The organism is Nonomuraea sp. NPDC052634, from assembly GCF_040678535.1.
GTDB lineage: Bacteria > Actinomycetota > Actinomycetes > Streptosporangiales > Streptosporangiaceae > Nonomuraea > Nonomuraea fastidiosa.
Map to the genome: position 1 here is coordinate 2,661,542 of NZ_JBFATY010000001.1, position 11,991 is coordinate 2,673,532.

The window sequence follows — 11,991 nt, forward strand, 5'->3', positions numbered from 1 at the left end:
GGGTCCCTCAGCGGAGCTCGACGGAGTCGATCGGCGCGACGACCTCGCCGGTCGAGCCGTACCAGGTGACCGTGCGCGGCAGCTCGAGGGTGGCCAGGGCGTTCTGGAACCAGGGGCCCTTGGTGATGCGCCAGCGGAACGGCGGGCGCGGCACGCCGGCCAGGCGCGCCATCAGGTTGCCGACCAGGGTCGCGATGGAGAACTGGGTGAAGACGTTGGCCCAGCGCAGCAGCCGGCTGAGCGGGTTGCGGATGGGCGAGCAGACGAGCTGGAAGATCTGCCCCTTGTCGGCCTGGGCGAGATAGGAGTAGTGGACGTCGCCCGACAGGATGTAGACCGGCTTGCCGATCTCCACGAGCAGCCTGGCCATGTCCTCGAACGAGCGCCGGAAGGCCGCCCAGTGCTCCAGGTCGACGGCCTGGCGGAACGCCTCGGACCAGCGGCGCACCAGCGGGCCCCACTTGCCGTCGCACAGCGCCTCGTTCCAGTTCTGCACGCCGTGGACGCCTTCGGGCAGCAGGAACGGGATCGACGAGCCGATGATGAGCCGCTCGGCGCCGGGCCTGCGTATCTGCTCCTCGACCCACTCCCACTCCGTCGGGTCGACCATGCGCCGGTCTCCGGGGGTGAGCTGCCTGGCGCACCGGGTGTCGACCATGACGAGCCGGGCGGTGCCGAGGTCGCGGGCGTAGCTCCAGCGGTTGCCGCTCGGCTCGGCGTCGGCCTTCTCGGCGAACGCGTCGAGCGCCGCGCCGCCGTCGCCGGCCATCAGCTTGGCCAGCACCGGGTCCTCGGCGCGCTCGGCCGGCGAGAGGTTGCCGAGGTGCTGGTAGATCCAGTAGGCGCTGAGGCCCGACACCACGCGGCGGTGCCACCAGGGTGTCTTGGCCATCTGCTCGCGCCAGGGCTGTGAGGTGTTCCAGTCGTCGCGCAGGTCGTGGTCGTCGAAGATCATCGCCGTCGGCACGGTGGACAGCAGCCAGCGGATCTCGGTCTCGGTCCACGCCTGGCGGTAGAGCTCGGCGTACTCCTCGAAGTCGGCGACCTCCCCCTGCGGCTCGGTGTCCCTGCGGGAGCGGATGAAGGCCAGCATGTCGGGCGAGGGGCTGTCGGCGTAGACCTGGTCGCCGAGGAGCAGCAGCAGGTCGGGCCATTCGTCGGGGTCGGTGCGGGCGAGGTGCTCGCCGTAGGCGCGCAGCACGTCGTCACCGTGGGTGCGCACGTGGAAGTCGTCGTGGGGGACGCTGGTGCGGCAGGATCCGAACGCCAGGCGCCGCACGCCGTCGCGGGGCAGCAGCCGGATGCGGCTGGGCGGGCGACCCGCCATCGGCCATACCTGCTCCCCGTCGCAGCTGACCGTGTACGACGCGATATCCTGGGACAACTCAACGAGATCCACGATCGCGTAGTGGTGACCGTGCACGGTGAAGGTAGGCGACCGGTAAGTCCTGCCGTCCGCTTCAACGGCGACCGTGCAGGGTTCGGCGGTCTCCACCCAGATCGAGGCGCTGTCGGAGTCGACATAACGCAGCATCGGCCCCACCACGAGTGCGGGCATGTGACCCCCCGATTCGACGTTTCGGCACACTCTCGCCTGTAAGCCTGCCAGAGTGGCACGACCCGCAGCACACGATCGCCGGCGAGAACTTCTACCAACAACTAGGCAAGGCTAAACCCCCCGCCCTAGGATGATCGTGACAACAACGCCCAAATGGGATTGGCAATGGCGCCTTTTCCGGAAAAAGGGCGTACATAACAGGAGGAATTTCTTCCATGAGCATCATGGTGCCGTCAACGACGCCGGCCCTGATCACCCCGGGCCGTCAAGCCCTTGACTCCGCCCTCCACCAGCTCGACCGGGCCGCCGCGCACCTCGGCCTGGACGACGGGCTCCGCACGATGCTGGCCACGCCCCGCCGCTCGCTGACCGTCTCGGTCCCCGTGCGGCGCGAGGACGGCAGCCTGGACGTCGTCCAGGGCTTCCGGGTCCAGCACAACATCTCGCGCGGGCCCGCCAAGGGGGGCATCCGTTTTCATCCCGCCACCGACATCCACGAGGTCACCGCGCTCGCCATGTGGATGACGTGGAAGTGCGCTCTGGTCGGCATCCCGTACGGCGGCGCCAAAGGCGGCGTGGCCGTGGACCCGAGCCAGTTCACCACCCGCGAGCTCGAACGCCTCACCCGCCGCTACGTCAACGAGATCCTGCCGCTGATCGGCCCGGAGAAGGACATCCCCGCGCCCGACGTCGGCACCGACGAGCAGACCATGGCCTGGATCATGGACACCTACAGCGTCAACGCCGGCTACTCGGTGCCAGGGGTGGTCACCGGCAAGCCGATGACGCTGGGCGGCTCGCTCGGCCGCGGCGGCGCGACCTCGCGCGGCGTGCAGATCGCGACACTGGCCGCGCTCGGCCGCTCGCCCGAAGGCGTGACGGTGGCCGTGCAGGGCTTCGGCAAGGTGGGCGCGCTCGCCGCGCAGTACCTGTCCGACGCGGGATGCAAGGTGGTGGCGGTCTCCGACATCACCGGCGCCGTGCACGACGCGCGCGGCCTCGACATCGCCGCGCTGCGCGCCCACGCCGCCGAGAGCGGCGGCGTGCACGGGTTCGCCCAGGCCGACGCGATGGCCCACGAGGACCTGTTCGAGCTGGACGTGGACGTGCTGGTCCCGGCCGCGCTCGAAGGCGTCATCACCGAGGCCAACGCGCCCAGGATCCGCGCCCGCCTCATCGTGGAGGGCGCCAACGGCCCGACCACGCCGGAGGCCGACGAGATCCTGGCCGCGAACGGCACCACGGTCGTCCCTGACATCCTGGCCAACGCGGGCGGGGTGATCGTCTCGTACCTGGAGTGGGTGCAGAACCTCCAGGCGTGCTCATGGAGCTCCGGAGACATCGAGCTCAAGCTGCGCGAGCTGATGTTGAGCGCCTTCGACGAGGTGAAGGCGCTGGCCGCCGCGCGCGGCCTGACGCTCCGCCAGGCGGCGCACGTCATCGGCGTGGGCCGGGTCGCCGAGGCGCACCGGATGCGCGGGCTCTACCCGTGACCCGGCGGCCTCTCATGAGGCCGCGACCATCCGCGAGCCCGCGGCTTCCCGCGAGCCCGCGACCACCAGCGAGGCCGCGACCGTCCGTGAGGCCGCGACCACCAGCGAGCCCGCGCCCATCCGCGCGGCCGCGACTTTAGTAGCAGCAGGCCCGCCCAAGGTTCGATGCCGGGGCGGGCCTGCTGTTGCGAACCTTCGATGCATGAGAGAACTCGTCAACATCGTCGGTGTGATCGCCATCATCCAGGGGCTCGGCGGCTTCGCCGGGCGGATGTGGTTCGACAGCGACTGGGGTTTCCTGCACCACCTGATCGACCTACCGCTGCCCGGCTACCTGGGCGTCGCGGCGGCCGGACTGATCGCGATCGTGGTGACCGCCGCCACCAAGGAGCGCGACCGGGGCTAGCGCTGGAGCGTTCTCAAGCGCTCAGCTCGGCGTGGCCGAGCGTGTCGGCCAGGCTCTCCAGGTCGCGCATGAGCCGCGCGGTGCGCTCCGCACCGAACGCCGCCGCGACCAGTGCCTGCTGCTCGGCCACCGCGCCGTCGATACGGGCCAGCAGCTCGGCCCCGCGCCCCGAGACGAAGACCGCCACCCGCCGCCGGTCGCCCTTGGCCGGCCCGCGATAGACGAGCGCGCGGTCGATGAGCCTGTCGACCGCCTTGGTGAGCGTGGGATGCGGCATCAGCACCGCCTCGGCCAGCTCGCCCATCGACTCGCCCCGCCCGTCGGCCAGCGCCCGCATGATGCGCCACTGCTCGACGGTGACGCCCTCGACGGCCAGCGCCGCGGCCAGCCCACGATTGACGACGCGCTCCGCACGGCTCAGCAAGTAGGCGAGTGAGGACCCGAGCCCGTGGGTGGTCATCGAACTGGTCCTTTCATCGTGCGGTTTGAAGGGAGGATACTCGTCGGCGTGGCGGCGACGGTCGATCCTCTCGAAGCGCGGCTCCTCCCCTCCGACGCGATCAGGATCGCGTTGGTCGTACCGGTCTCCGGAGTGCTCGGCCTGATGGGGCCCTGCGCGATCAACTGCGCGGTGCTGGCCGCCGAGGAGATCAACGACCGCGGCGGCATGCTCGGACGGCCGGTCGAGCTGGTGCTCATCGACGGCGGGCGGCCCGCGCCACAGGTGGCCGGCGAGGTGGCCGGGCTGGTGCGATCGGGCACGGTGGCGGCGGTGGCCGGGGCGCACGCCAGCGACGTGCGGGTGGCGGTGGTGGCGGCCATCGCGGGGCGGGTGCCGTTCGTGTACGCGCCTCCGTACGAGGGCGGCGGCCGCGCCCCCGGCGTCTACTTCCTGGGCGAGACCCCCGACAGGCAGCTCGCGCCCGGCATCGAGCGGCTGACCGCCGATCGGGCGCGCCGCTGGTACCTGCTGGGCAACGACTACATCTGGCCGCGCCTGGTGCACGCCGCCGCGCGCGAGCGGCTGCACGCGGCGGGCGCCACGGTGGTGGGCGAGAGCCTGGTCCCGTACGGCCAGGCGGTGGACCGGCTCGAACGGGTGGCCGACGCCAGGCCGGACGCGATCCTGCTGACGCTGATCGGCAGCGACCTGGTGGCGTTCAACCGGGCGTACGCGACGGCGGGGCTGAGCGCGGTGCGGCTGTGCGGGGCACTGGAGGAGCACGGCCTGCTGGGCATCGGCGGCGACGTCACCGGCGGCCTGTACTCGTCGATGGGCTACTTCCGCAGCCTGCCGACCGAGGCGGGGCAGGGCTTCGCCGAGCGCTACACCGCCCGGTTCGGCCCGGACGCGCCGCTGCTCAACGCGCACGGCCACGGCTGCTACGAGGCGGTGGCGATGCTGGCGGCGCTGTGCGCGCGGGCGGGCTCGCTCGCGGTGCCCGCGCTGGACGCGGTGGCCGACGGCACCACCATCACCAGTGCGCGCGGCACGCTGACACTCCTCGACGGCCAGGTACGTCACCCCGTTCACCTGGGCAGAGCCGACGGCCTTGATTTTTTTCTAGAGAAATCTTTTCACTAGAAAGCTTTGGCTCTAAGGTGGCCGATCGCCCCCTACAGCAGTCAGGAGCCGTCCATGAGCACAATCGAGCAGTTCGGCTACCGCCAGGAACTCCAGCGGTCCCTGAGCTTCGCCGATCTGATGATCTACGGCCTGATCTTCATGGTGCCGATCGCCCCCTTCGGCATCTTCGGCGAGGTCTTCTCCATCTCGCACGGCATGGTGGCGCTCGCGTACATCATCGGCGTCGTGGCCATGGCGTTCACCGCGCTGTCGTACGCGCAGATGGCCAGGGCCTTTCCGATGGCCGGCTCGGTCTACACCTACGCGGGACGCGGCATCGCGGCCCCCGTGGGCTTCTTCGCCGGCTGGGCGATCCTGCTGGACTACGTGCTGGTGCCCTCGCTGCTCTACCTGGTGGCCGGCACGGCGATGAACTCGTTCGTCCCGGCCGTGCCCGTCTGGGTGTGGATCGTGGCGTTCGTGGCGTTCAACACCGTCGTCAACTACCTGGGCATCCAGATGACGGCCAGGATCACCCGGATCATGCTGATCGGCGAGCTGGCCGTGCTGGCGATCTTCCTGGTGGTCGGCGGCGTCGCGCTGGCCCAGGGCAAGGGCCAGGCGGGCGCGCTCACCCCGCTCTTCGACCCCTCGTCCTTCACGTGGAGCGTGGTGTTCGCGGCGGCGTCGGTGGCGGTGCTGTCGTTCCTCGGCTTCGACGCCATCTCGACGCTGGCCGAGGAGAACCGCGAGGACGCCCGCAGGCTCGGCCGCTCCATGGTGGCCGCGCTCGCGGTGGCGGCGGTGCTGTTCGTGGTGCAGACGTGGGTCGCCGCGCTGCTCACCCCGAACCGGGCCCAGCTCATCGCCGAAGGCGACCTCACCGGCAACGCCTTCTACGACACGGCCGCCTTCGCCGGCGGGCAGTGGCTGGGCGTGCTCACCGCCGTCGCCACCGCCATCGCCTGGGGCTTCGCCGACTCGCTGGTCGCGCAGACCGCCACCTCACGGCTGCTGTTCGCGATGGCCCGCGACCGGCAGCTCCCGTCGTTCCTCGCGAAGGTGCATCCCAAGCACAAGGTGCCGGTCAACGCGACGTTCGCGGTGGCCGCCGTGTCGATCACGCTCGGCGTCTTCATGAGCACGCGCGACAATGGCATCGGGGAGCTCGCCTCCCTGGTCAACTTCGGTGCGATGAGCGCGTTCCTGCTGCTCCACGTCGCCGTGGTCGTCCACTACATGATCAAACAGCGCAGCCGGAACATCTGGGCGCACCTCGTCGCGCCCGCGATCGGCTTCACGGTCCTGGTGGCCGTCGTCATCAACCAGAACGTCGCGGCGCAGTGGGTCGGCGGCGTCTGGCTCGCGATCGGCCTGCTCGTCATCGGCGTCTCCTACGCGATGGGGCGCCGGCCCGAACTTCCCACGGAGGTCAAGTGAACGTCGTCTCCTTCCGTCCCAAGCCCGAGGAGCTGAGCTACACCTTCGGCGGACGGCCGCCCGTCGCCAAGGTACGGCCGGGCACGATCCTGGAGCTCTACACCGAGGACTGCTTCGGCGGCCGGGTGCAGACCGTGGACGACCTGCCGTCCCAGGTGTGCGAGTTCCCCTACCTCAACCCGGTGACCGGCCCCTTCCACGTCGAGGGCGCCGAGCCGGGCGACACCCTGGCGCTGCACTTCGTCTCCATCACCCCGGCCAGGGACTGGGCGGTCTCCACCACGTTCCCGCACTTCGGCGCGCTGACCGCCACCCACACCACGGCCATGCTGCATCCGCCGCTGGAGGAGCGGGTCTGGCGCTACGACATCGACCTGGAGCGGAACGTGGCCGTCTACCACGCCCGCAACAGCGACTTCACCGTGGACCTGCCGCTCGACCCCATGCACGGCACGGTCGGCGTCGCCCCGGCCGCGAACGAGACCCGCATGTCGATCACCCCCGACGCGCACGGCGGCAACATGGACACCCCCGAGCTGCGCGCGGGCGTCACCGTCTACCTCGGCGTCAACGTCGAGGGCGGGCTGTTCGCCATCGGCGACGGCCACGGCCTGCAGGGGCACGGCGAGGTGTGCGGGACCGCCATCGAGTCGGCCATGAACACCGTGGTCGCGGTCGAGCTGATCAAGGGCGTCGCCACGCCGTGGCCCCGCCTGGAGGACGACGGGCACCTGATGTCCACCGGCTCGGCCCGGCCGCTGGAGGACGCCTACCGCATCAGCCAGCACGACCTCGTCACCTGGACCTCCGAGCTGACCGGGCTCGACACGCTGGATGCGTACCAGCTCGTCAGCCAGGCCGGGCAGGCGCCGGTCGGCAACGTGTGCGACACCAACTACACGATGGTCGCCAAGCTGCCCAAGGCGCATCTCGGCAAGATCGCCGTCTACGAGGACGCGCACGCCCGGCTGCGCGCGCTCGCCTCCGCGTACACAAGTTAGGGTAAACATTGATGTCGCAGGTCAGGGCACTGATCATCTTCCCCATAAGGTGTGAGGGTGCTCAGGTTGGTGCTGTCCCTGGTCCTGCTCGATCCAGCCGCCGTCACCGAGGTGTTCCTACGCGACGTTCCCGCTTCCCGCATCCTCACCCCCGACGGCGACCGCCTGGGCTACGCGCCGGTCCCGCGCCCCTACACGGGGGCGCGGCGGCTGACGGGAGTGCTGCTCGGCCGCGACCCCGTCGCCAAGACCGACGTCCTGTGCGGAGGCACGGTGATCGGCTCGCGCAGCCGCAGCCTCGTGCTGACGGCGGCGCACTGCATCTACCGCAACGGGCGGCCGCTTGAGCACCTCGCGTTCCTGCCGGGCTTCGACCGGGGGCGGCCGAAGCTGGGCGTGTGGCCGGTCGTGCGCGCGTGGGTGCCGGCCCGGTGGCGCGACCGGCCGTACTCGCCGGATCTGCTGCCGTACGACGTGGGGCTGGTGGGCGTCGCGCACGGCAAGCACCCGCTCGAGTCGGTCACCGGGCGCGGGCTGAAGACGATGCCCACCGCGCGCGGCACCGAGCTGCGCGGGCTCGAACTCCTCGGCTACCCGGCGGGCAAGGGCTATCCGGGCACGACGCTGTACCGGTGCGTGGGCGACACCGTCGAGGCCGTCAGCAAGGGCCCCGGGCTGATGGTGACGCACAACTGCCACGCCAGCGCGGGCGGCAGCGGCGGCCCCGCCCTGTACGGCGGCGCGGTCGCGGGCGTGGTGTCCTCGTCGAGCCCGCTGCGCGACGCCGAGGGCTACACGGTGCTGACCCGGCTGAGCGAGAAGGTGTTCGGGCGCATGTACGCCAAGGCCGACCGGGTGATGCGCCGCCGGGCGGCGACCCGACGCCCGATGGCCTGACCCCCCGATGGCCTGACCCCGCAGCCTGATGCGGCGGCCCGTCTTCGCGGGCCGATCGCGCCGCCCGGTCAGCCGGCCTGGAGCACGATCTCCTCGCAGAGCGCGTGGGTGGCCAGCGCGTCGCCCGCGTCGATGCGCCGCCCCTCGCGCACGGCGTCCAGGAACTCCAGGCAGATCTGCTCGATCCCGCGCTGCCTGGCCACCGGCACCCAGTCGGGCCGCCGCACGAGCCGCTCGCCGCCCTCGTAGTCGATGACGTCGCCGAGATTGACCACCCGCCGCTTGGTGCCGTCGCCCATGACCTCGCAGCTCTCCTCACCGGCGCCGCTCATCCTGTTCATGATGCCGATGGCGGTGAAGCCGTCGCCCGACAGCTCGAGGACGATGTGCTCGATGAGCCCGCCGTGGACGCGGGTCCTGATCGTGGTGTCGGTGACCGGGCCGGGCACCAGGAACCTCAGCGTGTCGGCCACGTGGATGAAGTCGTCGAAGACCGCCCTGCGCGGCGTGTCGGGCAGGTTGCGCCGGTTCTTCTCCATGAGGATCAGCCGGCGGGGGTGCGCGATCAGCTCGGCGTAGCCGGGGGCGTAGCGGCGGTTGAAGCCCACCATCAGCGACCTGCCGGTGTCCCTGGCCAGCTCGACGAGGCGCTCCGAGTCGGCCAGAGTGTAGGCGATGGGCTTGTCCACGTAGACGTGGATCCCGGCGGCGAGCAGCGGCTCCACGATCTCCGGATGCGCCTCGGTGGCCGCGTGCACGAACGCCGCCTCCACCCCCGCTTTGATCACCTCGTCCACGCTGGTGAAGCGGGCGCCGATGCGGTAGGCGTCGCCGAGCCGGTCGAGCCGGGCCTGGTTGCGGGTGCACAGGTGCAGGTCGAGGGCTGGCTGAGCGGCGAGCACGGGAAGATAGGCCTTCTCCGCGATGTCGCCCAGGCCGATCATCGCAATCTTCACGCCTCGAGCGTAGCCTTGAGCGCCTGGTCGACCGGGGTAGGCGCGACGCCGAACGTCCGCTGGAAGGCCGAGGAGTCCATGACGAACGGCTCGGTGAACTGGTAGCGGACGTGCCGCAGCTCGCCCAGCATGTACGAGAACGCCCCGAGAGCCCTGGTCACCGGCCACGGGATCTGCCGCATGCGCGGCGCCGGGCGGCCCAGCAGCGCGGCCATGCGCTCGCCGATCTCCCTGAAGGTCATCGGCTCGGGGCTCGGCACGTGCCAGGGGCGGCCCCAGGCGCGCTCGTCGCCGCCGGCGATGATCAGCGCCTCGGCGACGTCCGGCAGGTAGCTCCAGGTGTGCGGCACGTCGGCCGGCCACAGCAGCGGGATCGTCCTGCCCGCCCGCAGCGGGCCGAGGAACCGGTCGCCCAGGTAGGACTGGTCGGTGGCGCCGGGGCCGAAGTAGTCGGACGCGCGGACCTCGGTGGCCCTGATGCGGCCGGCCTCGTGCGCGGCCAGCGCGTCCTGCCACATCGTGGTCCGCACCCGGAACTTCTCGTTGGCAGAGGCGAGCGGCAGGTCCTCGGTCATCGGTCCGGTGACCGGGCCGTACGGGTAGAGGTTGCCGAGCATCACGTACACCGCTCCGGTGGCCTCGGCGGCGGCCAGGAACGCGGCGGCCATCGGCGGCCAGTCGATCAGCCAGCGGTCGTAGCGCGGGTTGACGCAGTTGTAGAGGACGTCGGCCCCCTTGGTGATCTCGGTCAGCCGGGACGCGTCGCTCACGTCGGCGGCCACCTTGACCGCCCCTTCGGGGCCGCGCCCCGAGCGCGACACCACGACGACCTCGTGGCCGCGTGCCAGCAGCTTGGCGGCCAGGTGGCCGCCGACCTGGCCGGAGCCCACGACGACATGCTTGCCCATGATCAGACCTCGTTCCACAGCAGGCGGAGAACCGCGTTGACGATGAAAAGCGCGAGGAACACGAACGCCTGGGTGCGCAGCCCCGCGGCGTAGAGCGCCAGGGCACCGCCGCCGAACCAGATGATCTCCAGCGCGGCACGGGCCAGGCCGGTCAGCGGGAACGCGGCGTTCGCGCCGCCGCCCGCGCCGAACAGCGCCCACGCGGCGATGAACAGCGCCGGGCCGGCGATCCCGGCCAGCAGCTTGACGCCCCAGTTCGAGCCGAGGGTGAAGCCCCAGTAGGCGACGGAGGCCAGGACGCCGAGCTCCAGCAGGAACATCAGGAGCGCGTTGGCGTTCTTGGCGAGGACGTGCATCGGGGTCACCTTCCGGAGCGGCGTTCGCTGGCGAGAGCAATGCTCTCTCACGAGAGCGCCGTTCGTCAAGAGCAGTGCTCTCGTCTCGAGATCACTGCTCTGGTAGCCTGCTCGCATGACAGCCAGCCGCACCGCAAGAGAACGCGTCAGGGCCGAGCTCATCAGGGAGATCACCGACATCGCGCGGCGCCAGCTCGCCACCGAGGGCGCCGGAGGCCTGTCACTGCGGGCCGTCGCGCGCGAGATGGGCATGGTCTCATCGGCCATCTACCGCTACTTCCCGAGCCGTGACGACCTACTGACCGCGCTGATCATCGACGGCTACAACGCGCTCGGCGAGGCCGTCGAGCAGGGCGAGGCGGCCGTCGCCCGCGACGACCACCTCGGCCGCTGGCTGGCCGCCTGCCACGCCGTACGCGGCTGGGCCCTGGCCCATCCGCACGAGTACGCGCTCATCTACGGCTCCCCCGTACCCGGTTACCAGGCACCGCGCGCCACGGTCGAGGCCCGCGTGCGCGACGTCACCGTGCTGGGGCGCATCGTCTCCGACGCCTGGCGGGACGGCGCGCTGCGGCCGCCCTCCTCCGAGCCGCCGCCGGAGCTGTCCGCGGACGCCGCCGCGGTCCGCGAGGTGATGCCCGAGGTGCCCGACGAGATGGTCTGGCGCTCGGTCACGTCGTGGAGCACGTTGTACGGCTGGGTCAGCTTCGAGGTGTTCGGCCAGTTCAACAACACCATCGACAACCGCGAGGCGGCCTTCGACCACGCGATGCGCCTGGCGGCGAGCACCCTGGGGCTCGCCGCGGTCAGCTCCGCTTCGACGGCTTGAGCAGCGGGACGAGCACCTCGTCCACGATCTGCACCACCAGGTCGTCGGGGAACGGCAGGCCATCGAAGAGGAAGTGGTGGCGCAGCAGGGCCTGGCCCGCGTCCAGGCGGCGCGGGGTGACGTCGGCCGGGTCCACCTCGCCGCGCTCGACGGCCCGCTGCACGACCTCCTCCATCAGCCGCCTGGCTCGCCCCTGCGTGTTGCGCCGCATCGCGCCCAGCGGCGACTCGCCGCGCAGCGCCTCGCCGAGCAGCCCGCGCATCGCCTCGCCCGCCGGGCCGCGCAGGGCCTCGGCGGTGATGCTGAGCAGGGCCACCAGGTCGTCGCGCAGGTTGCCGGTGTCGGGCACGGAGCCCGGCGCGGGCAGCGAACGGTAGACCGCCTCCATCACCAGCTCGATGCGGCTGGGCCAGCGCCGGTAGAGCGAGGCCTTGCTGGCCCGCGCCCGCTCGGCGACGCCCTCCATGGTCAGCCCCGCGTAACCGACCTCGGCCAGCTCGTCGAGCGTGGCCTGCAAGATCGCGGCGCACAGCGCCTCGCCCCGGCGTCTCGGCTGCTTGCGGTGGTCGGTCACCATGGC

13 protein-coding genes are annotated in these 11,991 nt (G+C 71.3%); 7 read left to right on the forward strand and 6 right to left on the reverse strand.

The features are described 5' to 3' along the window. Window positions 1–7 precede the first annotated feature (7 nt). Window positions 8–1,558 (reverse strand): alkaline phosphatase D family protein, encoded by a 1,551-nt coding sequence (locus tag AB0K67_RS11820; RefSeq protein WP_364056897.1) that lies wholly within the window; start codon window positions 1,556–1,558, stop codon window positions 8–10. 215 nt (window positions 1,559–1,773) lie between these two features. Between AB0K67_RS11820 and AB0K67_RS11825 the strand changes: the two genes are divergently transcribed. Together AB0K67_RS11825 and AB0K67_RS11830 are read left to right on the forward strand one after the other, a co-directional pair. Then, on the forward strand, window positions 1,774–3,051 hold the full coding sequence (locus tag AB0K67_RS11825; protein ID WP_364056900.1) for a Glu/Leu/Phe/Val dehydrogenase: 1,278 nt from the start codon (window positions 1,774–1,776) through the stop codon (window positions 3,049–3,051). Between the two features lie 202 nt (window positions 3,052–3,253). Further along, complete coding sequence (locus AB0K67_RS11830) at window positions 3,254–3,457, forward strand: hypothetical protein (protein ID WP_364056903.1); 204 nt, start codon at window positions 3,254–3,256, stop codon at window positions 3,455–3,457. A gap of 13 nt (window positions 3,458–3,470) precedes the next feature. Here AB0K67_RS11830 and AB0K67_RS11835 read toward each other — a convergent pair whose 3' ends face one another. Then, window positions 3,471–3,917 (reverse strand): MarR family transcriptional regulator, encoded by a 447-nt coding sequence (locus tag AB0K67_RS11835; RefSeq protein WP_364056906.1) that lies wholly within the window; start codon window positions 3,915–3,917, stop codon window positions 3,471–3,473. A gap of 48 nt (window positions 3,918–3,965) precedes the next feature. Here AB0K67_RS11835 and AB0K67_RS11840 point away from each other — a divergent pair, with 48 nt between their 5' ends. The 4 genes from AB0K67_RS11840 to AB0K67_RS11855 are packed head-to-tail and all read left to right on the forward strand — an operon-like array spanning window position 3,966 to window position 8,362. Further along, window positions 3,966–5,042 carry a substrate-binding domain-containing protein gene (locus AB0K67_RS11840; RefSeq protein ID WP_364056909.1) on the forward strand — a complete coding sequence of 359 codons (1,077 nt, stop codon included), beginning with the start codon at window positions 3,966–3,968 and terminating at the stop codon, window positions 5,040–5,042. A gap of 54 nt (window positions 5,043–5,096) precedes the next feature. After that, window positions 5,097–6,464, forward strand: a complete 1,368-nt coding sequence (locus AB0K67_RS11845; RefSeq protein WP_364056912.1) for an APC family permease — start codon at window positions 5,097–5,099, stop codon at window positions 6,462–6,464. Further along, the gene (locus AB0K67_RS11850) at window positions 6,461–7,465 is read left to right on the forward strand and encodes an acetamidase/formamidase family protein (protein WP_364056915.1); all 1,005 of its coding nucleotides are present in this window, start codon (window positions 6,461–6,463) and stop codon (window positions 7,463–7,465) included. The genes AB0K67_RS11845 and AB0K67_RS11850 overlap by 4 nt, the downstream gene beginning before the upstream one ends. A 57-nt stretch (window positions 7,466–7,522) precedes the next feature. Next, window positions 7,523–8,362 carry a hypothetical protein gene (locus AB0K67_RS11855; RefSeq protein ID WP_364056918.1) on the forward strand — a complete coding sequence of 280 codons (840 nt, stop codon included), beginning with the start codon at window positions 7,523–7,525 and terminating at the stop codon, window positions 8,360–8,362. A 68-nt stretch (window positions 8,363–8,430) separates the two neighbouring features. Here AB0K67_RS11855 and AB0K67_RS11860 read toward each other — a convergent pair whose 3' ends face one another. The 3 genes from AB0K67_RS11860 to AB0K67_RS11870 are packed head-to-tail and all read right to left on the reverse strand — an operon-like array spanning window position 8,431 to window position 10,582. Continuing rightward, the gene (locus AB0K67_RS11860; protein WP_364056921.1) at window positions 8,431–9,318 is read right to left on the reverse strand and encodes a Gfo/Idh/MocA family oxidoreductase; all 888 of its coding nucleotides are present in this window, start codon (window positions 9,316–9,318) and stop codon (window positions 8,431–8,433) included. Further along, window positions 9,315–10,226 (reverse strand): NAD-dependent epimerase/dehydratase family protein, encoded by a 912-nt coding sequence (locus AB0K67_RS11865; RefSeq protein ID WP_364056924.1) that lies wholly within the window; start codon window positions 10,224–10,226, stop codon window positions 9,315–9,317. Before AB0K67_RS11865 ends, AB0K67_RS11860 begins: the two co-directional genes overlap by 4 nt. Window positions 10,227–10,228: 2 nt before the next feature. Continuing rightward, on the reverse strand, window positions 10,229–10,582 hold the full coding sequence (locus tag AB0K67_RS11870) for a YrdB family protein (RefSeq protein ID WP_364056927.1): 354 nt from the start codon (window positions 10,580–10,582) through the stop codon (window positions 10,229–10,231). A gap of 115 nt (window positions 10,583–10,697) precedes the next feature. On the opposite strand from AB0K67_RS11870, the gene AB0K67_RS11875 reads away from it, so the two are divergent. Then, window positions 10,698–11,411, forward strand: coding sequence for a TetR/AcrR family transcriptional regulator (locus AB0K67_RS11875; protein ID WP_364056930.1), 714 nt, complete (start codon window positions 10,698–10,700; stop codon window positions 11,409–11,411). On the opposite strand, the gene AB0K67_RS11880 is transcribed toward AB0K67_RS11875, so the two are convergent. Continuing rightward, complete coding sequence (locus tag AB0K67_RS11880) at window positions 11,389–11,988, reverse strand: TetR/AcrR family transcriptional regulator (protein WP_364056933.1); 600 nt, start codon at window positions 11,986–11,988, stop codon at window positions 11,389–11,391. The two genes, AB0K67_RS11875 and AB0K67_RS11880, sit on opposite strands and share 23 nt — an antisense overlap. Window positions 11,989–11,991: the final 3 nt, after the last annotated feature.